At 75.0% G+C, this 22,265-nt stretch carries 21 protein-coding genes; 9 read left to right on the plus strand and 12 right to left on the minus strand.

Annotation, left to right across the window (positions count from 1 at the left end):
* Positions 1-34: 34 nt before the first annotated feature.
* Positions 35-868: an exonuclease domain-containing protein gene (locus tag HDA31_RS06965; RefSeq protein ID WP_074474847.1), complete on the minus strand. Its 834-nt coding sequence runs from the start codon at positions 866-868 to the stop codon at positions 35-37.
* Positions 869-1,092: 224 nt separating this feature from the next.
* Between HDA31_RS06965 and HDA31_RS06970 the strand changes: the two genes are divergently transcribed.
* Positions 1,093-1,896 carry an SGNH/GDSL hydrolase family protein gene (locus tag HDA31_RS06970; protein WP_178065878.1) on the plus strand — a complete coding sequence of 268 codons (804 nt, stop codon included), beginning with the start codon at positions 1,093-1,095 and terminating at the stop codon, positions 1,894-1,896.
* A gap of 66 nt (positions 1,897-1,962) precedes the next feature.
* Here the strand turns inward: HDA31_RS06970 and HDA31_RS06975 are convergent, their stop codons facing one another.
* Positions 1,963-2,451, minus strand: a complete 489-nt coding sequence (locus HDA31_RS06975) for a glutathione peroxidase (protein ID WP_074474849.1) — start codon at positions 2,449-2,451, stop codon at positions 1,963-1,965.
* A 160-nt stretch (positions 2,452-2,611) separates the two neighbouring features.
* Between HDA31_RS06975 and HDA31_RS06980 the strand changes: the two genes are divergently transcribed.
* The 4 genes from HDA31_RS06980 (at position 2,612) to HDA31_RS06995 (ending at position 7,658) form a co-directional block, all read left to right on the plus strand.
* Positions 2,612-4,234: a glycosyl hydrolase family 18 protein gene (locus tag HDA31_RS06980; protein WP_178065877.1), complete on the plus strand. Its 1,623-nt coding sequence runs from the start codon at positions 2,612-2,614 to the stop codon at positions 4,232-4,234.
* Positions 4,235-4,531: 297 nt separating this feature from the next.
* Positions 4,532-5,017: a hypothetical protein gene (locus HDA31_RS06985; protein WP_178065876.1), complete on the plus strand. Its 486-nt coding sequence runs from the start codon at positions 4,532-4,534 to the stop codon at positions 5,015-5,017.
* Between the two features lie 91 nt (positions 5,018-5,108).
* Positions 5,109-6,515 (plus strand): class II 3-deoxy-7-phosphoheptulonate synthase, encoded by a 1,407-nt coding sequence (locus tag HDA31_RS06990; RefSeq protein WP_074474852.1) that lies wholly within the window; start codon positions 5,109-5,111, stop codon positions 6,513-6,515.
* Between the two features lie 108 nt (positions 6,516-6,623).
* Positions 6,624-7,658: a threonine aldolase family protein gene (locus tag HDA31_RS06995; RefSeq protein WP_178065875.1), complete on the plus strand. Its 1,035-nt coding sequence runs from the start codon at positions 6,624-6,626 to the stop codon at positions 7,656-7,658.
* Between the two features lie 30 nt (positions 7,659-7,688).
* Here the strand turns inward: HDA31_RS06995 and HDA31_RS07000 are convergent, their stop codons facing one another.
* Together HDA31_RS07000 and pknB are read right to left on the minus strand one after the other, a co-directional pair.
* A complete protein-coding gene (locus tag HDA31_RS07000; RefSeq protein WP_178065874.1) occupies positions 7,689-8,558 on the minus strand; it encodes a deoxyribonuclease IV in 870 nt (289 codons plus the stop codon).
* Positions 8,555-10,540, minus strand: a complete 1,986-nt coding sequence (gene pknB / locus HDA31_RS07005; protein WP_178065873.1) for a Stk1 family PASTA domain-containing Ser/Thr kinase — start codon at positions 10,538-10,540, stop codon at positions 8,555-8,557. The genes HDA31_RS07000 and pknB overlap by 4 nt, the downstream gene beginning before the upstream one ends.
* Before the next feature lie 177 nt (positions 10,541-10,717).
* On the opposite strand from pknB, the gene HDA31_RS07010 reads away from it, so the two are divergent.
* A complete protein-coding gene (locus HDA31_RS07010) occupies positions 10,718-11,110 on the plus strand; it encodes an Rv2175c family DNA-binding protein (protein ID WP_074474970.1) in 393 nt (130 codons plus the stop codon).
* A gap of 160 nt (positions 11,111-11,270) precedes the next feature.
* Here the strand turns inward: HDA31_RS07010 and HDA31_RS07015 are convergent, their stop codons facing one another.
* Positions 11,271-12,353 (minus strand): polyprenyl synthetase family protein, encoded by a 1,083-nt coding sequence (locus HDA31_RS07015; protein WP_074474856.1) that lies wholly within the window; start codon positions 12,351-12,353, stop codon positions 11,271-11,273.
* A 394-nt stretch (positions 12,354-12,747) separates the two neighbouring features.
* Between HDA31_RS07015 and HDA31_RS07020 the strand changes: the two genes are divergently transcribed.
* Positions 12,748-14,301, plus strand: a complete 1,554-nt coding sequence (locus tag HDA31_RS07020) for a non-reducing end alpha-L-arabinofuranosidase family hydrolase (RefSeq protein WP_178065872.1) — start codon at positions 12,748-12,750, stop codon at positions 14,299-14,301.
* Positions 14,302-14,448: 147 nt separating this feature from the next.
* Here the strand turns inward: HDA31_RS07020 and HDA31_RS31990 are convergent, their stop codons facing one another.
* Positions 14,449-14,859 carry a helix-turn-helix domain-containing protein gene (locus HDA31_RS31990; RefSeq protein ID WP_178065871.1) on the minus strand — a complete coding sequence of 137 codons (411 nt, stop codon included), beginning with the start codon at positions 14,857-14,859 and terminating at the stop codon, positions 14,449-14,451.
* Positions 14,860-15,144: 285 nt separating this feature from the next.
* Here HDA31_RS31990 and metF point away from each other — a divergent pair, with 285 nt between their 5' ends.
* Together metF and HDA31_RS07035 are read left to right on the plus strand one after the other, a co-directional pair.
* Entirely contained in the window at positions 15,145-16,062 is a 918-nt protein-coding gene (gene metF / locus HDA31_RS07030) for a methylenetetrahydrofolate reductase [NAD(P)H] (RefSeq protein WP_074474483.1), read from the plus strand.
* A gap of 43 nt (positions 16,063-16,105) precedes the next feature.
* On the plus strand, positions 16,106-16,795 hold the full coding sequence (locus HDA31_RS07035; RefSeq protein ID WP_178065870.1) for a CDP-alcohol phosphatidyltransferase family protein: 690 nt from the start codon (positions 16,106-16,108) through the stop codon (positions 16,793-16,795).
* Between the two features lie 105 nt (positions 16,796-16,900).
* On the opposite strand, the gene HDA31_RS07040 is transcribed toward HDA31_RS07035, so the two are convergent.
* From HDA31_RS07040 to HDA31_RS07065, 6 genes are read right to left on the minus strand one after another with little or no spacing between them, the layout of a single operon-like run.
* Complete coding sequence (locus tag HDA31_RS07040) at positions 16,901-18,391, minus strand: phytoene desaturase family protein (protein WP_178065869.1); 1,491 nt, start codon at positions 18,389-18,391, stop codon at positions 16,901-16,903.
* An 11-nt stretch (positions 18,392-18,402) separates the two neighbouring features.
* Positions 18,403-19,530: a glycosyltransferase family 2 protein gene (locus HDA31_RS07045; RefSeq protein ID WP_178065868.1), complete on the minus strand. Its 1,128-nt coding sequence runs from the start codon at positions 19,528-19,530 to the stop codon at positions 18,403-18,405.
* Positions 19,527-20,369 carry a carotenoid biosynthesis protein gene (locus tag HDA31_RS07050; RefSeq protein ID WP_178065867.1) on the minus strand — a complete coding sequence of 281 codons (843 nt, stop codon included), beginning with the start codon at positions 20,367-20,369 and terminating at the stop codon, positions 19,527-19,529. The genes HDA31_RS07045 and HDA31_RS07050 overlap by 4 nt, the downstream gene beginning before the upstream one ends.
* Positions 20,366-20,992, minus strand: a complete 627-nt coding sequence (locus tag HDA31_RS07055; protein ID WP_074474478.1) for a GNAT family N-acetyltransferase — start codon at positions 20,990-20,992, stop codon at positions 20,366-20,368. The genes HDA31_RS07050 and HDA31_RS07055 overlap by 4 nt, the downstream gene beginning before the upstream one ends.
* Positions 20,989-21,726 (minus strand): monooxygenase, encoded by a 738-nt coding sequence (locus tag HDA31_RS07060; RefSeq protein ID WP_178065866.1) that lies wholly within the window; start codon positions 21,724-21,726, stop codon positions 20,989-20,991. The genes HDA31_RS07055 and HDA31_RS07060 overlap by 4 nt, the downstream gene beginning before the upstream one ends.
* Positions 21,723-22,211: a YbaK/EbsC family protein gene (locus HDA31_RS07065; protein ID WP_074474476.1), complete on the minus strand. Its 489-nt coding sequence runs from the start codon at positions 22,209-22,211 to the stop codon at positions 21,723-21,725. Before HDA31_RS07065 ends, HDA31_RS07060 begins: the two co-directional genes overlap by 4 nt.
* Positions 22,212-22,265: the final 54 nt, after the last annotated feature.

Below are 22,265 nucleotides of genomic sequence, written 5' to 3' on the forward strand. Positions count from 1 at the left end.
CCCTCGCCGGGTCAGCCGCCGCACCCGGTCGGGGTCAGCCGCGCGGGGCCGTCTCCAGGGGCCACTCGGTGCTGACCGTCCTGTCGATGCCCCGCCGGTCGAAGGAGAGCTGGAGTCCCCGGGCCTGCTCGGCGTGCCAGCCGACCTGCGCCCGGTGCAGCGCGTCCGGCCGCATCCGGGCGATGGGCTCGTGCCGGGCGGCGATCGAGCGGGCCAGGTCGGCGGCGGCCCGCGCGTCGCTGGCGGCGTCGTGGGCGTTGTCGAGCGTGACCTCGTAGTACCGGCACAGGTCGCCGAGCTGCCGGCGGCCGTACCACCGGGGTTCGACCTGCTGGTGCAGCACGGACGGGTCGATGACGACGGCCCGGTCCCAGTCGATGGCCGGCAGGCCGTGCCGGGCCAGCTCGGTGTGCAGGGCCGTCACGTCGTACGGGGCGCAGAAGGCCACCAGCGGCGTGGCGTCGGCGATCAGCTTGGCCACCGCCGTGCCCAGCTCCGCGAGCGCCTCGCGGGCCGGGCGGCCGTCGGCGCGCACCTTCTCGTCGGTGATGCGGTGCCGGGCCGTCGCGTCGGCGGGGATCGGCACGCCCGGGTCGACGAGCCACTCCTGCGTCGTGCCGTCGCTGTGCACCAGGGCCGCGGAGACGATCCGGGTCTGCGTCGGATCGGGCAGCGTGCCCTCCAGGTCGAAGCCGACGACCGGCAGGTCGTGCCAGCCGCTGTGGGGTCCGACGGGCGGCGCGACCCGGGCCGGCACGCACCCGTCGTGGTACGTGTTCCAGACCCCGTTGGCGCTGGCGCGCCGGCCGGCGCCGGCCTCCACGGGGGCGTGGCAGGTGGCGCAGCGCCCGGCGTACTTGTTGATCACTGAGCTGTCTCCTGTGGGGTGTCGACGAACAGGAGACGATCTTCGGGTACGCGCCCGGCGGGCATCCTGCCGCACACGCCGACGAACGGGCGGATTTCCGCCTCTTGTGGACGGTCGCGTGACCCCTACCGGGCACCCCTGTTAGGGGATCGGTGATCTTCCATTTGACCCGCATCCAGTGATATCAATCTCGCACCACCACTTCCCACCCCCAGGAGTGCGACGTGCGGAGATCCCGTCTCGTTACCCTCGCCGTGAGCCTCGCGGCGTCCATCGGCGCCACGCTCACGCTGGCCGTCCCCGCCCAGGCCGCGCCCAGCGACCGCTACGTCGCCCTCGGCGACTCGTACGCCTCCGGCGTCGGCGCCGGCAGCTACACCTCGGAGAGCGGAAGCTGCCAGCGCAGCACCAACGCGTACCCGGCGCTCTACAACGCCAACGTCAAGCCCGCGTCGTACAAGTCGGTGGCCTGCTCCGGGGCGACCACCACGGACGTGATCAACAACCAGCTCTCCGTGCTGTCGTCGACCACCACGCTGGTCAGCGTCACCATCGGCGGCAACGACGTCGGCTTCGCCAACATCATGACCACCTGCGTGCTCTACGGCGAGAGCCAGTGCGTCGCCGCCGTGCAGGCCGCCGAGGACAAGGCGCGCGCCGAGCTGTCCGGCAAGCTCGCGAAGGTCTACAGCGGAATCCGGTCCAAGGCCCCGTCGGCGCGGGTGGTGGTGGTCGGTTACCCGGTCTTCTACCAGCTCGGCACCGTCTGCGTCGGCCTGAGCGCGAACTCGCGGGCGAAGATCAACGAGGGCATCAACCTGGTCGACGACATCACCCGCAGCGCCGCGGCCTCGGCCGGCTTCACGTTCGCCGACGTCCGCTCCATCTTCGTCGGCCACCAGCTGTGCAGCTACGGCGAGAAGTGGCTGCACGCGCTCAACTTCGCCAGCATCGGCATCTCGTACCACCCGACGGCGGCCGGCCAGTCCGGCGGCTACTACCCGGTGTTCCGCTCCGCCGCCGGCTGACCCGACCGGTGTTCCCGCGGGCCCGGGACGGCTCTCCGCCGTCCCGGGCCCGTCCGCGTCCGCGGGTCAGGCCGGCAGGACCTTCTCGACCGCCGCGCGCAGCTCGGGGGAGTCCGGCGTGACGGTCGGGGCGAACCGGGCCGCCACCGTGCCGTCCGGGGCCACCAGGAACTTCTCGAAGTTCCACCGCACGTCGCCGGTGTGCCCGTCGCCGTCCGCCGCGGTCACCAGCGCCGCGTAGAGCGGGTGCCGGTCGGGGCCGTTGACGTCGACCTTCGCCGTGAGCGGGAAGGTGACCCCGTAGTTGACCTGGCAGAACTCGCCGATCTCGGCGGACGTGCCGGGCTCCTGGCCGGCGAACTGGTTGCACGGCACGCCGAGCACCACCAGGCCCCGGTCGGCGTACTCGGCGTGCAGGGCCTGGAGGCCGGCGTACTGCGGGGTGAGGCCGCAGCGGGAGGCCACGTTCACCACCAGCAGCGCCCTGCCCCGGTAGCGGGCGAGGTCGGCCGGGCCGCCGGTGAGGGCGTCGATCTCGGTGTCGAAGACGGTCATGGGGCGAGGCTACCCAGGTGATCCCCGGCCGGCGTCGCGGCGGCCGTCGGCCGGATTCCCCCGACTATCGACGCATGTGCATCTTGACGAACTGATGACGGCGTGAGTAGCGTCTCACCATCCTTTTGGAAAGTTTCCTAACTGTTTGGGGAGCCGCCACATGAAGAGATCGCTCCGCCGGGCCCTCTGGGCCGGTGCCGTGGTCGCGGTGACCGCCGCGGTGGTCCCGGTGACCTCGGCGTTCGGCGCCGGCAGTGTGACCGCCACGTTCGCCAAGGCGCAGGACTGGGGAACCGGACACGAGACCCGGGTCACCGTCACCAACGGTTCCGCCGCCAGCGTCAGCACCTGGCGCATCGAGTTCGACCTGCCCGCCGGGACCACCATCAGCAGCGCCTGGGACGCCGACGTCACGAGCAGCGGCAACCACTGGGTCGCGGTGAAGAAGAGCTGGGCCGGCCCGCTCGCCCCCGGGGCGACCTTCAGCTGGGGCTACAACGGCACCGGGGCCTACAAGGCGCCGCTGAACTGCACCATCAACGGCGCGCCGTGCGGCGGGGGGACCACCCCCACCACCGCCCCGCCGACGACCGCCCCGCCCACCACCGCACCCCCGACGACCGCGCCGCCCACCACGCCGCCGCCGACCACCACCCCGCCCACCGGCGGCGGCAAGAAGGTCGTCGGCTACTTCGCCGAGTGGGGCGTCTACGGCCGCAACTACCACGTCAAGAACATCCACACCAGCGGCTCCGCCGCGAAGCTCACCCACATCCTGTACGCCTTCGGCAACACCACCGGCGGGCGCTGCGCCATCGGCGACAGCTACGCGGACTACGAGAAGGCGTACACGGCGGCCGACAGCGTCGACGGCGTCGCCGACACCTGGGACCAGCCGCTGCGCGGCAGCTTCAACCAGCTCCGCAAGCTGAAGAAGATGTACCCGCACCTCAAGGTCATCTGGTCCTTCGGCGGCTGGACCTGGTCGGGCGGCTTCACCCAGGCCGCGCAGAACCCGGCCGCCTTCGCCGAGAGCTGCTACAACCTGGTCGAGGACCCGCGCTGGGCCGACGTCTTCGACGGCATCGACGTCGACTGGGAGTACCCGAACGCCTGCGGCCTCACCTGCGACTCCAGCGGCCCGAACGCGTTCAAGAACGTGATCTCCGCGCTGCGCTCGAAGTTCGGCTCCTCGGCCCTGGTCACCGCCGCCATCACCGCCGATGGCAGCAACGGCGGCAAGATCGACGCCACCGACTACGCCGGGGCGATCGGCAACCTCAACTGGCTCATGCCGATGACGTACGACTACTTCGGCGCCTTCAACGCGCAGGGCCCCACCGCCCCGCACTCCCCGCTCTACTCCTACACCGGCATCCCGCAGGCGGGCTTCAACTCCGACGCCGCGATCCAGAAGCTCAAGGGCAAGGGGATCCCGGCCGACAAGCTGCTGCTCGGCATCGGCTTCTACGGCCGGGGCTGGACCGGGGTCACCCAGTCCGCGCCGGGCGGCTCCGCCACCGGGGCGGCGCCGGGCACCTACGAGGCCGGCATCGAGGACTACAAGGTGCTCAAGAACACCTGCCCGGCCACGGGCACCGTCGGCGGCACCGCGTACGCCAAGTGCGGCAGCAACTGGTGGAGCTACGACACCCCGTCGACCATCGGCGGAAAGATGACGTACGCGAAGAACCAGGGCCTCGGCGGCGCGTTCTTCTGGGAGCTGTCCGGCGACACCACCAACGGCGAGCTGATCGGCGCGATCCGCGGCGGCCTCGGCTGATGAAAGGAAGGGCCCCCTGTTAACGCCTTCTGTATAGCAAGGGTCCCCTGCAAACACCCCCGAGGCCCGGGAACCGCACGCGCGGCGGTTTCCGGGCCCCGGCGCGTGCGGGCCCCGGCGCGCGGTGGGCACGGCTGGGCGCGGGGGGCGCGGCCCGGCGGCGCGGCCCGGCGGCGCGGCCGGGCGGCGCGGCCCGGCGCGCGGGGGCGCGGCCCGGCGTGGGCGTGGCGCGGGGGTGATGTGTCAGACTCGCCCATCGGCGGCGTCCCCGGTGCAGGGGCCGAGGGGGAGGGACGGATGGGCGTGACGAACACCAGGGTGGCCGGCAGGGCGGCGCTGGTCGCGACACTCGCGGCCCTCCCGTTCGCCCTGCTCGGCTGCGGCGAGAGCGGGGGAGCGACCCAGCAGCCCGGCCGGGCGCCCGCCGAGGAGGCCGCCGCGAAGTCCCGGGAGCGGGTCCAGGCGTACCTCGACGCGATGATCGCCAAGGACGTGGCCGCCGGGCGCGGCCAGCTGTGCGCCCCCTCCCAGGAGGCCTTCGACGCCGCCGCGACCGGCCCGAACGGCGACTTCGCCGACCACTTCACCGTGACCGGGGCGACGATCACCGACGTCCGTCCGGGCGCGAGCGGGCAGGAGGTCAGCACGGAGATCACCGTGACCGCAGGCTCCCGCGAGGCCACCCGGCCGCTGCTATTCACCGTCACCCGCAGCGGCGCCGACTGGTGCGTGGCGAGCGAGGCGCCGGGCGGGAACACCCCGGAGCCGTCGGTCACCCCCTGACCACGCCCCGGGTCGGCGGTGATCTTCCAACTGCCGGAAACCGTCCCCCTCGCCCGTCGGGGGCCCGGGCGGTCGCCGTACGCTTTCCGTCATGCGCCATGAGTGGCATCAGCTGAGCCATCCCGCCGTGGGCAGCCCCGGCCTGCAGACCAGCCGCCCAACCGTCGACTCCGCCGAGGACGCCGCCCTCGGTCTCGACCGCTGGCGGGAGCTGCCCCGCGCGCAGGTCCCGCCGTGGCCCGACCAGGCCCAGGTCGCCGAGGTCTGCAAGGTCCTCGACACCGTGCCGTCGGTCGTCGCGCCGTACGAGGTCGACCAGTTGCGGCGCAAGCTCGCCCTGGTCTGCGAGGGCAAGGCGTTCCTGCTCCAGGGCGGCGACTGCGCCGAGACCTTCGCCGACAACACCGAGAGCCACCTGCTCGCCAACGCCCGCACGCTGCTCCAGATGGCGATCGTGCTCACCTACGGCGCGTCCCTGCCGGTGGTCAAGGTCGCCCGGGTCGCGGGGCAGTACACCAAGCCCCGGTCGCTGCCGACCGACGCCCGCGGGCTGCCGGCCTACCGCGGTGACCTGATCAACTCGCTGGAGGCCACGCCGGAGGCCCGGGTCGCCGACCCGCAGCGCATGATCCGGGCGTACGCGAACTCGGCCGCCGCCATGAACATGCTCCGGGCGTACCTGGCGGGCGGGCTGGCCGACCTGCACGCGGTGCACGACTGGAACAAGGGCTTCGTCAAGAACTCTCCGGCCGGCGAGCGCTACGAGGCGATCGCCCGGGAGATCGACCGGGCCATCGCGTTCATCCGGGCCTGCGGGATGACCGAGGACGACGCGCTGCGCACGGTCACCCTCTACTGCTCCCACGAGGCCCTGGCCCTGGAGTACGACCGGGCGCTCACCCGGGTCTCCGGCACCCGGGCGTACGGGCTGTCCGGGCACTTCCTGTGGATCGGCGAGCGCACCCGGCAGATCGACGGGGCGCACATCGACTTCATCTCCCGCATCGCCAACCCGATCGGCGTGAAGCTCGGCCCGACCACCACCCCCGACGAGGCGATCGAGCTCTGCGAGAAGCTCAACCCGGAGAACGTCCCCGGCCGGCTCACGCTGATCAGCCGGATGGGCAACCACAAGGTCCGGGACACCCTGCCGCCGATCGTGGCGAAGGTCACCGCCGCCGGCGCCAAGGTGGTCTGGCAGTGCGACCCGATGCACGGCAACACCCACGAGTCCTCCAACGGCTACAAGACGCGGCACTTCGACCGCATCGTCGACGAGGTGCTCGGCTACTTCGAGGTGCACCGGGGGCTGGAGACCCACCCGGGCGGCCTGCACGTCGAGCTGACCGGCGAGGACGTCACCGAGTGCCTCGGCGGCGCGCAGGGCATCGAGGACCTGGACCTGCCCGACCGCTACGAAACGGCCTGCGACCCCCGGCTGAACACCCAGCAGTCGCTGGAGCTGGCGTTCCTCGTGGCGGAGATGCTCCGTGGCTGACGCGAGGAGTGAGCTTGCGAGCCCCGCAGTCGGCGGCCGTAGGGGGCACGGTGGCTGACGCGAGGAGTGAGCTTGCGAGCCCCGCAGTCGGCGGCCGAAGGCGGAACCGTGGCTGATCAGCAGGTCGTCGACCTGCGGTCGGACACCGTGACCCGGCCCACCGCCGGGATGCGGGAGGCGATGGCCGCCGCCGAGGTCGGCGACGACGTCTACGGCGAGGATCCCACGGTCAACGCCCTCGAAGCCGAGGTCGCCGCGCTGTTCGGGCACGAGGCGGCGCTGTTCGCCCCGACCGGGTCGATGGCCAACCAGATCGCCCTGCAACTGGTGGTGCCGCCCGGCGACGAGCTGCTCTGCGACGCCGACGCGCACGTGGTGACGTACGAGATCGGCGCGGCGGCGGCGTACGGCGGGATCTCGTCGCGGACGTGGCCGGCGGCCGGCGCGGACCTCGACCCCGGCGTGGTCGCCGGGATGGTCCGGCAGGACGGCTACTTCGCGGTCCCGACGCGGGCGATCGCCGTCGAGCAGACCCACAACCGGGGCGGCGGCGGGGTGATCCCCCTGGCCACGCTGCGCGAGCTGCGCCGGGTCGCCGACGCCGACGGGCTCGCCCTGCACTGCGACGGGGCCCGGATCTGGCACGCGCACGTGGCCGACCGGGTGCCCCTGGCGGAGTACGGCGCGCTGTTCGACACCCTGTCCGTCTGCCTGTCGAAGGGCCTCGGCGCGCCGGTCGGCTCGCTGGTGGTGGGCAGCGCGGAGCGGATCGGGCGGGCGCGGACGATCCGCAAGCGGATGGGCGGCGGGATGCGCCAGGCCGGGGTGCTCGCCGCCGCCGGCCGGTACGCTCTCGCGCACCACGTCGACCGGCTCGCCGACGACCACGCGAAGGCGGCCCGCCTGGCGGAGGCGCTCGCCCCGTTCGGGGTGCTCGCCTCGCCGGTGCGCACGAACCTGGTCCCGCTCGACCTGACGAAGACCGAGCTGGACGCGCGGGGCCTGGCCGCGGCGGCCCGTGCCGAGGGGGTGCTGATCTCGGTGCTCGGCCCGCGCCTAGCCCGCCTGGTCACCCACCTCGACTCCGACGACGCCGCGATCGACCGCGCCGCCACCGTCCTGACCTCGATCCTCCGCCGCTGACCCGGCCCGCCTCCGGGGCGGGAGCGGGGGTCAGGGGTGTAGGCGGTTCAGGGTGGCGATGTCGGTGGCGTGGCCCTCGTGCTTCTCCGTCGGGGTCTCCACCACGATCGGGAGGCCCGCCGTGGCGGGGTGGGCCATCAGCTCGGCGAACGCCGGCTCGCCGATGCTGCCCTTGCCGATGTTCTCGTGCCGGTCCCGGGTCGAGCCGCACAGGTCCTTCGAGTCGTTGGCGTGCACCAGCCGCAGCCGGTCGGGCCCGACCGTGGCCACCAGCGTGTCGAGGCAGGCCGTCATCCCGCCCTCGGCGGCCAGGTCGTGCCCGGCGGCCCAGGCGTGGCAGGTGTCGAAGCAGACGCCCAGGCCGGGGTGCCGGTCGACCGCGTCGAGGTAGGGGCCGAGGTGCTCCACCCGGGAGGCCAGGGACCGGCCGCCGCCCGCGCTGGGCTCCACCAGCAGCAGCGGTCCGCCCGCGGCCGTGGTCTCGTCGAGCAGCGGCAGCAGCGCCTCGCGCACCTGGCGCATGGCCGCGTCGGCGTGGCCGGCGTCGACGGCGCTGCCGGCGTGGAAGACCACCCCCTGAGCGCCGATCGCCCGCCCCCGGCGCAGCGCGTGGGCCAGGGTCTGCGCGGAGCGCTCGACCGTGGCCGGGGTGGGCGAGCCCAGGTTCACCAGCAGGGACGCGTGGATGAACACGGGCACCCCGCGTGCGGCGCAGCCGTCGCGGAACAGCGCGTCCTGGGTCGGGTCGCCCGCCGGCAGCGCCCAGCCCCGGGAGTTGGACACGTAGACCTGGACGACCTCGGAGCCGGCGGCGTCGACGTACGGCAGGGCGGCCTTGGCCAGCCCGCCCGAGGTGGGGGTGTGCGAGCCGACCGGGCGGCGGGGCGCGGGCGTGCTCACAGGCACCCGATCGTGACGGGGGTGCCGGGCGGCACCTGCGAGTTCTCTCCCGGGTTCTGGTACCGGACGGTGCCGTTGGGGTTGAACTGCACGGTCACCGGGTGGCCCTGGCCCTCCAGTTGCTGCTTGGCCTGCTGGCAGGGCAGGTCGACCACCCGGGGCACGACGACCTGCGGCGGGCCCTCGCTGATGTCGAGCTTGACCTGGGCGCCCTTCTCCACGCCGGTGCCACTGGCGGGGCTCTGCCCGAGGATCTCGTCGCGCGGCTTGTCCGACTTCTTGTAGGTCTCCACCGGCACCAGGCCGAGCTGGGCCAGGGCGGTGCGGGCCTCGGCGAGGTTCTTGCCGACCAGGTTGGGCACCGAGACCGGCGCCTTGCCCTTGCTGAGGGTGACGGTGACCTTCGCGCCGGGCTTGACCTCGGTGCCGACCTTCGGGTCGGTGGCCACCACGACGCCCTCGGGCAGGGTGTCGTCGTAGCGGGAGCCGCCCTTGACCACCACCAGTTCGGCGTTGGTCAGGTCGTCCTTGGCCAGATCGAAGTCCTTGCCGACCACGTCGGGCACCGGCAGCCGCTCCGGGCCCCGGGACAGGGTGAGGGTGATCGTGCCGCCCTTGACGATCCGGGCCGCCGAGGCCGGCTCCTGCGTCAGCACGGCGTCGCGGGGGACCTGCTCGTCGTAGCGGGGCTCGGCGTAGCGCAGCACGAACCCGCCCCGGCCGGCCTGCCCCTCCGCCTCGGCCTTGGTGAGGCCGACCAGCTCCGGGGCCACCGTGTAGCGGCCCATCCCGAACCACCAGCCGGTGACCGCGACGACCAGGCCGAGGACCACCAGGGCCGCGAGGACGCCCTTGCGGCCGCGCGGGTCGCCCATGATCCGGGTACGCAGCGCGGCGAGCCCCGCCATCGGCCCCTCGGGCTCGGGGGTGGCCCGCCGCCGGTGCGGGCGCTGCGGTTCGGGCTCGGGCAGCCGGGCCCAGGCGGGCCGTTGCGCCGGTCGGACCGCCGCGACCGCCATGGTCGGCTGCGCCATGGCGCTGGTCTCGTCGGCCACCGGGCGCAGCACGGCGGTGTGCGTGTTGGCGTCGCCCAGGTCGTCGCGGGCCACCTGGACCTCGGCCAGCAGGGCGCCGGCGTCGGTGGGGCGCGCGCCCGGGTCGCGGCGGGTGGCCCGGGCGACCAGGTCGTCGAGCGCCCGGGGCAGGCCGGGCACCAGCGTGGACGGGGCGGGCACGTCCCGGTCGACGTGCTGCCAGGCGACGTCCACCGGGCGGTCGCCGTCGTAGGGGACCCGGCCGGTGAGCATCTCGAACAGCACGATGCCGGCCGAGTAGACGTCGGTGCGGGTGTCGGAGCGGCCGTCGGTGACCAGCTCCGGGGCGACGTACGCCACGGTGGCCATGAGCTGGTTGCCCGGCTCCTCCTCGGAGCTGGCCTCCACGGCCCGGGCCAGCCCGAAGTCGGCGACCTTGACGACGCTGTCGACGAGGTTCGCCACGCCGCCGGTAGGCGCCTCGGCGACCAGCACGTTCTCCGGCTTGACGTCGCGGTGGACCAGGCCGGCGCGGTGCGCGGCGGCGATCGCGGCGAGCATCTGCTCCATGATCGCCAGCGCCTCGTCGGGGTTGAGCCGGCGGCGCTCGGCGAGCACGTCGCGCAGGGTCCGGCCCCGCACGTACTCCATGACCAAATACGGCAGGCCGGCGTGGGTGCCCTGGTCGTAGACCGCGACCACGTTCGGGTGGGTCAGCCGGGCGATGGTCTTCGCCTCGTCGGTGAAGCGCGCCAGGAACCCGGCCATCCGGGCCCGCGCGTCGGGGGCCTGGGTCGGGTGGATGATCTTGACGGCGACGGTGCGCTCCAGGCGCTCGTCGGTGGCGGTGTACACGGTCGCCATGCCGCCACGGGCCACGCGACCGCGAATGCGGTAGCGCCCGTCGAGCAGCGAGCCCAGCAACGTGTCGGCGACCTGTGTGTCCATCGGCAGGCAGTCTATGTCTCCGGAGGGTGGAGGTTGCACCGGATGCTACAGCCGGATGGCCGGGGTGCCACCACGCCGCGCGCGTGGACCGGCCCCGGTGCCCCCGCCGACCTGCTCGCCAGCGGGCCGAGGGGGGTGCCGCGCGCCTCCCGGGCGGGGGCGTGGCAGGGTGATCGGGTGACCGACTCCGCACCCTCCGGCCAGGCCGCCTCCGACGCCGGCCTCGCCGGCCCGACCGACCCGGCCGACTGGCTGGCCCTGCCGGACGTCGCCGAGCGCCTCGACCTGTCGATCAGCAAGGTGCACCAGATGATCCGGGACCGCGAGCTGCTCGCCGTGCGCCGCGACGGCGTGCGCCGGGTGCCCGCCGACCTGGTGGCCAACCGCACCGTGCTCAAGCACCTGCCCGGCGTGCTCACCCTGCTCGCCGACGCCGGCTACGACGACGAGGCGGCGCTGCGCTGGCTCTACGAGCCCGACGACACGCTCTCCGGCGGCACCCCGGCGGCCACCCTCGGCGGCGACCACGCCCGCGAGGTCAAGCGCCGCGCCCAGGCCCTCGGCTTCTGACGGCCCTCCCGGTCGACCTCCGCCCGGCCGGACACCGGCCGGTCCGCGCGGCGGGCCGGCTTGGTCGGCCGGCGGGGCGGACCAGGGCGGTCGGCCGGTGGCGTCCGGCCGGGTCGGTCGGCTGACGGACCGGACCGGGCGGGTCGGCCGGCGGGGCGGGTCAGTCGGTGCGGCGGGTGGCGGCGATGGCCAGGTCCACCAGCGCCTGCCGGGCCTCCGTCTCCAGGTCGACGGCCGACAGTGCGGCGAGCGCCGTCTCCGTCAGCGCCGCGATCCGCTCCTCGGTGCGGGCCAGCGCGCCGGTCGAGGTGATCAGCTCGCGCAGCCGGGTCACCCCGTCGGCGTCCAGCTCCGGATCGCCGAGCCGGCCGAGCAGCAGGGCGCGGCCCGCGTCGTCGCTCGCCGCCACGGCTGCCGCCACGAGGTACGTCCGCTTGCCCTCGCGCAGGTCGTCGCCGGCCGGCTTGCCGGTCTGCGCCGGATCGCCGAACACCCCGAGCACGTCGTCGCGGAGCTGGAACGCCTCGCCCAGCGGCAGCCCGTACGCCGAGTAGGCCGCCCGCACGTGGGCGGGCGCGTCGGCCAGCGCCGCGCCCAGCAGCAGCGGACGCTCGACGGTGTACTTGGCCGACTTGTACCGGGCGACCTTGCCCGCGCGCTCCACCGACGTGTCGCCGGTGACCTGCGTCAGCACGTCGAGGTACTGCCCGACGGTGACCTCGGTGCGCATCTCGTCGAAGACGGGCCGGGCCCGGGCGACGACGCGCGGGTCCAGCCCGGCGGAGTGCAGCAGCTCGTCGGACCAGACGAGGCACAGGTCGCCGAGGAGGATCGCCGCCGCGTCGCCGAAGCCGTCGGCGTCGCCGCCCCAGCCGGCCCCCCGGTGCCGGGCGGCGAACCGCCGGTGCACCGCCGGCTCGCCGCGCCGGGTGTCCGAGCGGTCCATCAGGTCGTCGTGGATCAGTGCGCTGGCCTGCACGAACTCCAGCGCGGCCAGGGCGGTGACCACCTGGTCGGCGTCGCCGCCGCCCGCGCCCCGGAACCCCCAGTACGCGAACGCGGGGCGCAGCCGCTTGCCGCCGCCCAGCACGAACGCCTCGATCGCCTCGGCCACCGGCACCAGGGCCTCGTCGACGGCCGTCAGCCAGGTGCGCTGGCCGGCGAGGAAGCCGGCGAGGGCCGTGTCGATCCGCTGGCGCAGGCCGGCCCGGTCGACGGGGGAAACGGGAGCAGCGTGGTTCACGCCCCGACGCTATCGGGTCGCCCGGCGGCTGCCGCATCGGCGGTGCGTGGCGTGTCACCGGCCGCTCGTGCCGGGGAGCCGGGGCGTCCGGGTGACGGGACGCCCCGGGGCCGACGATCCGGGGTCGGCGACCCGGAGCCGATCCCGCCGGGTGGGCGCGCCGCCGACGGTGCGTGACGCTCGCTCGGGTATCGAACATTACGACTTGACGAACGGCGTGTTATCGCTCACAGTCGATGGTCAAGGACGACGACGCCCACGGCTGCCGGGCAAGCCCGCTTCGTTGGTCTTGGATTGGCGTGCGCCAGGCCTGCGTACGTGATGTTAGCGCTCACATCATCGACGCGCGCGGCCGTCCCCGCGCTGCCCATCTCTGGTCATTTGAAGGAGGATCATGTCTGCCATTGGTGGATCGCCATCGATCGCACCGCCGCCGCAGCGGCGACGCGGGTGGCTGTCTCGGGTCGTCGCCGCCGGCGTGTCGACGGTGGTGCTCGGCGTGGCCGCCGCGGCTGCGGTGTCGTCGCCCGCCGCCGCGGCGACGGTCGACACGAACGCGTGGTACGTGTTGGTCAACCGCAACAGCGGCAAGGCCCTTGACGTCTACAACCTCGCCACGAGCGACGGGGCGCGGATCACCCAGTGGACGCGTAACAACGGCAACCAGCAGCAGTGGCAGTTCGTGGACTCCGGCGGCGGCTACTACCGGCTCAAGTCGCGGCTGTCCGGCAAGGTGCTGGACGTCTACAACTTCTCCACCGCCAACGGCGGCAGCATCGTGCAGTGGAGCGACCTGAACGGCACCAACCAGCAGTTCCGGCTGGCCGACTCCGACGGGGGCTACGTCCGGTTCATCAACCGGAACAGCAACAAGGTCGTCGAGGTGCAGGGCGCGTCGACCGCCGACGGCGGCAACATCGTGCAGTACGACGACTGGAACGGCAGCAACCAGCAGTGGCAGCTCGTCCGCGTCGACGGTGGGACGAACCCCACCACCCCGCCGCCGACGACGCCCCCGCCGGGCGGCACGTGCGACCTGCCGTCGACGTACCGGTGGTCGTCGACCGGCCCGCTGGCGCAGCCGAAGGCCGGCTGGGCGTCACTGAAGGACTTCACCATCGCCCCCTACCAGGGCAAGCAGTTGGTGTACGCCACCACCCACAGCAGTAGCGCCACCGGCGGCTGGGGTTCGATGAACTTCGGCCTGGTCGACAACCTCAACCAGCTCGGCTCGGCCCCCCAGAACACCATGAGCCAGAGCACCGTGGCGCCGTCGCTGTTCTACTTCGCGCCGAAGAACATCTGGGTCCTCGCCCACCAGTGGGGTCCGACGTCGTTCTCGTACCGCACGTCGACCGACCCGGCCAACGCCAACGGCTGGTCGGCCCCGCAGCCCCTGTCGACCGCGACGATCACCGGCTCCGGCACCGGCGTGATCGACCAGACGATCATCGGCGACGACCAGAACATGTACCTGTTCTTCGCCGGCGACAACGGCAAGATCTACCGCCAGATCATGCCGATCGGGAACTTCCCGGGCAGCTTCGGCTCCAGCTACACGACCATCATGAGCGACACCTCGGAGAACATCTTCGAGGCACCGCAGGTCTACAAGGTGCAGGGCCGCAACCAGTACCTGATGATCATCGAGGCCAGGACCAGCTCCTGGGAGCGCTACTTCCGCTCGTTCACGGCGACCAGCCTGAGCGGCACCTGGACGCCGAACGCGACGACCTACAACAACCCGTTCGCGGGCAAGGCCAACAGCGGCGCCACCTGGACCAACGACATCAGCCACGGCGAACTGCTGCGCACCAGCGCGGATCAGACGAACACGATCGACCCGTGCAACTTGCAGCTGCTCTACCAGGGTCGTTCCCCCAGCTCCGACGGCGTCGACTACGGCCTCCTGCCGTACCGGCCGGGCCTGCTGACCCTCCGCCGCTGATCCCATGACCAGGTGAGACAACGAAAGGCGGGCACGGTTTCCACCGGGCCCGCCTTTCGGCCGAGCGGCGGGCCCGGCGTAGGCCGGGCCCGCCGCTCGGCCGTTCGGCGTCAGTGGCGTCAGTGGCGAGTCAGAGGCGGCAGGGCGTCAGGCGGGCCGGTCGGGCCGGCTGCGCCGCCGGGCGGGGCGGGTGGCGTGCCGGGGCGGGCGGAGCCGCTCCGGGCCCCTCGGCCGCAGGCCGGCGCGGGGCGTCATGCCGCCGGCCGGTGGGCGTCCCAGGGCGGCCGGCAGCGCCCGGCGCGCGTGCCGGGCGTGCCCGGCGGCGTCGGCCAGCAGCTCCACCGGCGTGGCCAGGACCACGGCCAGCCAGCCCAGCCAGAAGCCTCCCGGCACCCGGAGCTGCCGCTCCCAGCGGGACACCTCGTGCCGGCTCAGCGTGGGCACGCCCGAGGCGGCGCACAGCTCGGCGGCGAGGGCCTGTTGGCTGCGGCCCCGGGCCCGCCGGAGCCGGGCGAGCAGCGGCCCGAGCGACTCCGGGCCGGGCAGCGTGGGCGTCATGGGTCCTCCGGCAGGGTCGGCGCGAGGGCGGCGTCGACCCGCGCACCAGGCGGGACCGGCGCGCCGCCGGTCGGTGCTGACCCCCGCGCGGGCCCCGTCCGCGCTACGCCTGTCTACCCCGGGGGTACGACGTTCCGCCCCGGCCCGCCGCCGTGCCGCGACTCCGTGCCGTGTCCGTGCCGCGACCCCGTGTCGTCTCGCGCCCGTCCCGCGTGGCGGTCGGGGGCGGTCGCGTCAGGTGGGAAGGTCCTGGGTGCGGTGCCGCCCGGCCGCTAGAGTCGGACCATGGCTCTCGGTCTACCATCGGTCCTCCCCAACCCGCAGCCGGCGATCGGGGAGCTGATCCGTGACCGTCAGCCCACCTTCTCGTTCGAGTTCTTCCCGCCCAAGACAGCCCAGGGCGAGCGGCTGCTGTGGCAGGCGATCCGCGAGCTGGAGCCGCTGCGTCCCTCGTTCGTCTCGATCACCTACGGGGCCGGCGGGTCGACCCGGGACACCACGGTCGCGGTGACCGAGCGGATCGCCACCGAGACCACCCTGCTGCCGATGGCGCACCTCACCGCCGTCAACCACTCCGTCGCCGAGCTGCGCAACGTCATCGGCCGGCTGGCCGGCGTCGGGGTGCGCAACGTGCTCGCCGTGCGGGGCGACCCGCCCGGCGACCCGGGCGGCGAGTGGGTCCGCCACCCCGAGGGGGTGCTCTACGCCGAGGACCTGGTGCGGCTGGTGCGTGACTCCGGTGACTTCAGCGTCGGCGTGGCCGCCTTCCCCTACAAGCACCCCCGCTCACCCGACGTGGCCAGCGACACCGCGCACTTCGTGCGCAAGTGCCGGGCCGGGGCGGAGTTCGCGGTCACCCAGATGTTCTTCGACGCCGACGACTACCTGCGGCTGCGGGACCGGGTGGCGGCGGCCGGCTGCGACACCCCGATCCTGGCCGGGGTGATGCCGGTCACCCAGCTCAGCACCATCGAGCGGTCCGTGCAGCTGTCCGGGGCCCCGTTCCCGCCGGCCCTGGCCGCGCGCTTCGCCGAGGTGGCCGACGACCCGGAGGCGGTCCGCCGGCTCGGCATCGAGCAGGCGGCCGAGATGTGCCGGCGACTGCTCGACGAGGGCGTGCCCGGCATCCACTTCATCACCCTCAACCGGTCCACGGCGACCCGCGAGGTCTGGCAGCAGTTGCAGGTCGGCGCGCAGGTGTGACCCCAGTGGCGCGACACCACAGCGCCGGTGCGACGGTTGTTCCGTGGTGGGCACTTCGCTGAACTGGGACGAGTACGCGACGGCGTGGGCGCGGCTGCACGGGGGGTTCGACCCCCGGGCGGCGGCCCCGGTGGTCCGTGCCTGGCTGCGGTTCGCCTACCACGTCGGCTATGTGCTGGGCCGGCTCCGGGTCACCCCGACCGCCGTCACCGTGGCGGGGGTGCTGCTCTGCCTCTGCGTGCCGCTGTTCGCCGTCCGGCCGGTGAGCGGGCCGGTGCTCGCGGCGCTGTTCGTGCTGGCCGCGTCCGTGGCCGACAGCGTCGACGGCGCGGTGGCGGTGGCCACCAACCGCACCACCCGGCTCGGCTACGTCTACGACTCGGTGGCCGACCGGCTCGGCGAGGCCGCCTGGCTGGCCGCGTTCTGGCTGGTGGGCGCGCCGGGCACGCTGGTAGCCGCCGCCGGCGGGCTGTCCTGGCTGCACGAGTACGTCCGGGCCCGCTCCGTGTCGGCCGGGATGCGGGAGATCGGCGCGGTCACCGTGGGGGAGCGGCCCACCCGGGTCTGCGTGGCCCTGGTCGGGCTGCTGCTGTCCGGCCTGGCCGGGCTGATCGACCCGGACCTGACCGCCGGCACGATCACCATGGCCACCGCCGTCTGGGTGCTGCTGGCCGGCTTCGGGCTGGGGCAGCTGCTCGCCGCCGTCCGCCGCGCCCTCATCGAGGCCGGCTGACCCCTCATCGAGGCCGGCTGACCCGCCGCGGCGGGGCGTTAAGCCGCAGCGGGGCGTTAAGAAGGGGCCCCTGCTCTACAGAATGCGTTAACAAGGTGCCCCTCCTTACTCCCAGGCAGGGCCGATGGCGTCGGCGACGATCTGCGCGGAGAGGGTGACCATCGGCAGGCCGCCCCCGGGGTGCCCCGAGCCGCCGACCAGCCACAGCCCGGCCGCCGGCCCCCGGTTCGCCGGCCGCAGCAGCCCGCCCGCGGTGCCGTAGATCGCGCCGCCGGGCGCGCCGGTGGCGGCGTCCAGGTCGGCCGGGGTGCGGACCTCCCGGAACACCAGCCGGTCGCGCACGTCCACGCCGCGCTCGGCGAGCACGTCGAGGACCCGGTCGGCGTACGCGTCGGCCAGGCCCGGCCGCCGCCAGTCCACCGCGCCCGTGGCGGTGCCGTGGCGGGGCGCGTTGACCAGCACGAACCACGCCTCGTGCCCGGCGGGGCGCACCGCCGGGTCGTCGGCGACGGTGACGAAGACGGTCGGGTCGGAGGCCGGCCGGGCCCGCACGCCCCGCCCGGGGTGGCCGAAGACCGCGTCGAACTCGGCGTCGTAGTCGCGCGGGAAGAACACGTTGTGGTGGGCCAGGCCGCTCTCGCCGGCCACCCCGAGCAGCAGCACGAAGCCGGCGAGGCTGCGGTCGGTCAGCCCGGCCAGCCGGCGCGGGCTGGGCAGTAGGTCCCGGTAGAGGGTCAGCGCGTCGACGTTGGCGACCACCACGTCGGCGGGCACGGGCGCGGCGACGCCGGCGAGGCGTACCCCGTGGACCCGGCCGCCCGCCGCGTCGATCCGGGTGACCGCGGTGCCGGTCTGCACGACCACGCCCAGGTCCAGGCAGCGGGTCAGCAGCGCGTCGGCGAGGGTGCCCAGGCCGCCGCGCAGATACCAGCCGCCGAACGCCAGCTCCGCGTACGGGACGGCGACCAGCGCCGCCGGGGCCCGGCGCGGGTCGGCCCCGGTGTAGGTGGCGTACCGGTCCAGCAGCATCCGCAGCCGGGGGTCGGCCAGGTGCCGGCGGCCCAGCCCGCGCAGGGTGCGCCCGGGGGCGATGGCGGCGAGGTCGCCCAGCCGCCAGGCCAGCGCGGCCAGGTCCAGCGGCGAGTCGATGGGCCGGCGCAGGATGTCGCGCTGCGAGGCGCCCCAGACCCGGGCGGCGCGCCGCCACAGCCGCTGCCAGTCGGCGGCGGCCCGGTCGCCGAACGCCGCGCCGACGCGGCCGGCGAACTCGGTCGGGTCGGCGCAGGAGTCGAGGGCGGGCCCGTCGCCGGGGAAGACGTGCCGGACGATCGGGTCCAGCGGGGTCAGGTCGAGATACTCGTCGAGCTTCGCGCCGGTCGCCTCGAACAGGTCGTGGAAGACCTCCGGGAGGGTGAGCAGGCTGGGCCCGGTGTCGAAGTGGAACGCGCCGGCCGGGGTGTCGTGGACGTACCGGCCGAGCTTGCCGCCGACCGTGCCGGCCTGTTCGAAGACGGTCACCTCGTGCCCGGTGGCGGCCAGCCGGGCGGCGGTGGCCAGCCCACCCACCCCGGCACCGACGACCACGATCCGCGCCATGACGTGCCCTCCTAGCTGACCGGGCGACCCCGCCAGGACAGGCGACGCCGCTTCCGCAGATGGTACGACCGCGCGGTCAGCCAGCCGAGGACCACGACCGACACGGGGTGGCCGAGCGCGTCGGGCCACCACCGGCCGCCGGTGGCGCGGGCGCTGACCGCCCGCCCGGCCACCCCGAGCAGCCAGGCCAGCGCCGCCACCGTCGCCACCGCCGGGGCGCCCGCGACCAGGGCGGCCAGCGCGGCCAGCGGGGGAGCCGTGTAGAGCAGCAGCAGGGCCGCCAGCACGGCCGCCGCCGCCGTCGGGTGGCCGAACGAGGCCCACAGCGACTTGGTGTAGCCGTCGCGCAGCTGCGGCCAGTCGTCGTACATCCGGCAGGTGGCCAGCCGGGAGCCGTCGGCCAGGGCGATCCGCCCGCCGGAGCGCTTGACCGCGCGGGCCAGCTCGATGTCCTCCAGCACCCGGTCGGCCACGGCGGCGTGGCCGCCCGCCGCCGCGTAGCCGGCCCGGTCGACCACGAGGAACTGCCCGCCGGCCGCCGCCAGCGACGGCCGCGGCGAGCGCTCCATCGCCCGCAGCGGCAGGAAGGTCAGCCACAGCCACTGCAACAGCGGCTGCACCAGCCGGTCCGCCGGGGTCCGGGTCACGATCTGCGGGTACGGCGACAGCAGCGTCGCCCGCGCGGCGCGCAGCTCGGCGACGGCCGCCGCCACCGCGTACGGGGCGAGGACGACGTCGGCGTCGACGAAGGCCAGCGCGGTGGCGGCCGGGTCGGCGCGGGTGGCGAGCTGGTGGCAGGCGTGCGGCTTGCCCAGCCAGCCCGGCGGCGGGGCGACGCCGGTGAGCAGGGTGACCCGGTCGTCGCCGCCGGCGACGGCGCGGACCACGTCGGCGGTGCCGTCGGTGGAGCCGTCGTCGAGCACCACGATGCGCAGCCCGGGCACGCCGCGCTGGGCGAGCAGCGAGCGGAGGCACGGGGTGACCCGGTCGGCCTCGTCGCGCAGCGGCAGCAGCACCGCGACGGCCTCGGCGACCTCGACGGGCCCGCCGGCCGGGCGGCGCAGCCACCGGGTCGCGTTGACCCAGGTGTGCGCGGTGAGCGCGGCGACGGCGGCGAGCAGCAGCAGGACGCCGGTCATGCGGTCGCGTCGGCGGGCGGGCCCTGCTGGGGCTGCCGGTCCTGCCGGCGGTCGCGGTCCTGCCGGTCCGGTCGGCGGTCGCGGCCGAGCGCCAGGGCCAGCGGGACGGCGGCGACCGCCATGCCGGCCGCGCCCCACGCCGCCGACGCGGGCAGGCCGAGGAACACCGCGTGCGCCAGGATGCTGGAGGCGTACGTCCACAGGTAGAGCGCGAACATCGGGGCGTCGCCGGGGCCGGCCCGGTCGACGACCGGCCCGGCCAGCGGGCGCAGCGCCGCCATCAGCAGCACCGCGAACAGCAGCCAGCCGAGGTAGTTGCTGACGGGCACGCCGGGCAGGCCGGGCAGCGCGGGGGTGGCGTCGCGCCACACCCAGTAGCCCTCGGCGACCATCTGCGGGTCGAGGAACAGGTCCCAGGCGGCGAGCCCGACGGCGGCGAGGGCCACCCGGGCGACGCCGGGGGCGACGAGCCGGGCCGCCGCGAGCCAGGCGGGCCAGGCCATCCAGGTCCAGGCCAGGGGGATGACCAGCGGCACCCCGGCCAGCTTCGGGCCCAGCTCCCCGGAGTAGTCGTAGCTGCCGAACGGGAAGCCGGTGGCCACCCCGAGCGCCTCGATGGCGAAGCCGCCCCCGGTGGCCACCGCGACCAGCGCCGCCGCCGCGCGGGGCCCCCGGGTCAGCAGCGCGTGGCCGACCGAGAGGACGTAGCCGAGCACGACGGTGGCCACGGTCAGCCCGGCCCGGGTGGCGTCGGCGGTGAGCGGATAGCAGATCTGGGCCAGGACCAGCGCGCCCAGCCCCACCCAGGGCAGCAGCGGCCGGAGGCCGGTCCGGGTCACGGCGCGGCCGGTCCCGATGCCGGGCCGGCCTGCGCGGGGGCGCCGGAACCCGCCCGGTCGGCCGGGCCGGCGGCCGGGGCCGGCGGGGTGAGCGGGAGGTCCCGGCCGAGGATGCCGAACGGGCGCTCGTCGCCGGGGAAGTGGAAGTGGCGCAGCACGTCGACGAAGCCGAACCGGCGGTACAGCCGCCAGGCCCGGGACCGCTGCTCGTCGGCCTCGGGCGTGGAGAGCAGGGTGGTGCCGCCCGGCGCCATGGTGAGCAGCGCGGTGAGCTGCCGGGTGCCCAGGCGGTGCCCCTGGGCGGGCGGCCGGACGTGCAACTCGACCACCTCGAAGCAGTCGGTGAGCCAGCGCCGCCGGGCCCCGGCGGTCAGCGCCCGGTGCACCTGGTCGTGCCACCACTGGCCGGGCGTGCCGAGATAGCCGTAGCCGAAGCCGGCCAGGTGCCCCTCCGAGGTGAGGCTGGCCACGGCGCGGAAGCCGGGGCGGCGCACGTGGGTGGCGATGTAGCCGCGCCGCGCCTCCAGCAGGTCGGCCCGGTAGTTCATCGCCTCGCCGTAGACGGCCACCACGTCGTCCAGCCGTCGGACCAGGTCGTCCGGCGTCCAGCGCACCAACCTCATGCCCGTCCATCCTTCGCCGTTGCCGCGTCGCCGTCGGCGACCCACCCCAGCACCGCCCGGTCGCCGACCACGTCGCGCACCTCGAACCGCGCGAAGAGCTCCTCCGCGTACCACCCCTCGGTGGGGGTGCGCGCGATGGCGGCGCGGTGCTCGGGGTGACGGTACGCGAACGCGACGAGGTCCGCCGGATCGCGCCACACGCTGACCGTGCCCTGCCAGCCCAGCGGGGCCTCGCCGACGCCGAACCGGGCCAGCAGGCCGGGCGCGGCGTGCAGGGCGGCGGCCACCGGCGGGACGGCCCGCCAGAAGGTGGCCGCCCGGCGGGCCCGCAGCCGGGCCCGGGTCAGCGCCAGCACCGGGCCGGCGACCCGGCCGCCGGACGGCTCGCCGAAGGGCCGCCGCCCGGACCACTCGCCCCGGCTGGTCAGCGGGCGCAGGTCGACCCGCGCCGCCGAGCGGGCGACGCGGGCCCAGGAGCGGCCCACCGGCGAGGCGTCGAAGCCGGCGGCGTCGGCCGCGCGGTCCCAGACGGCGAGGGCCGCCCAGCGGGTCGGGTCGGCGTCGCCGGGGCCGAAGCCGGTGCCCGTCCCCGTGCCGAGCAGCTTGCCGAACCGGACCCCGGGGGTGCGGCGTAGCCGGGCCGGGTGCGCCGCCATCCGGCCCAGCGCGCCGGGCAGGGCCGCCCGCCCGATCCGCCAGACGTGCAGGGTGACCAGGTCGGGGACGCCGCTCACGCCACCTCGGTCGCGGTGCCGGCGGTGATCCGCAGCAGCTCCGCGTACGTCGTGGGGAAGACCGCCTGGGGCACCCCGCCGGCCGCCCAGACCTCGTCGTGGCCCGCCAGGGCCACGTCGACGAGGGTGCGCAGCGGCCCGGGGTGGCCGAGCGGGGCGACCCCGCCGATCGGCTGGCCGGTGTGGGCGCGGACGAACTCGGGGGTGGCCCGGCGCAGGTGGGTGAACCCGAGGTGCGCGGCCAGGCCGGCGGCGTCCACCCGGTGCGCGCCGGAGGTGAGCACCAGCAGCGGCGCGCCGTCGGCGTCGAAGACGAGCGAGTTCGCGATGGCGCCGACGGCGACGCCGAGCGCGTCGGCCGCGGCGGCGGCGGTGTGCACCGCCTCGGGCAGCAGGCGGACCTCGCTGGGCCGGCCGGAGCCGTCCCGCGCGCCCGCGGCGTCGAGGGCCTCCTGCACGGCCCGCACGTTCGGGTGTGGCTGCATGCCGCCCATTCTCCCCGCCCCCGCCGGGCCCGGCGCACCCACCCACCCGCGCCC

The sequence above is a fragment of the Micromonospora carbonacea genome (assembly GCF_014205165.1).
Classification (GTDB): Bacteria; Actinomycetota; Actinomycetes; order Mycobacteriales; family Micromonosporaceae; genus Micromonospora; species Micromonospora carbonacea.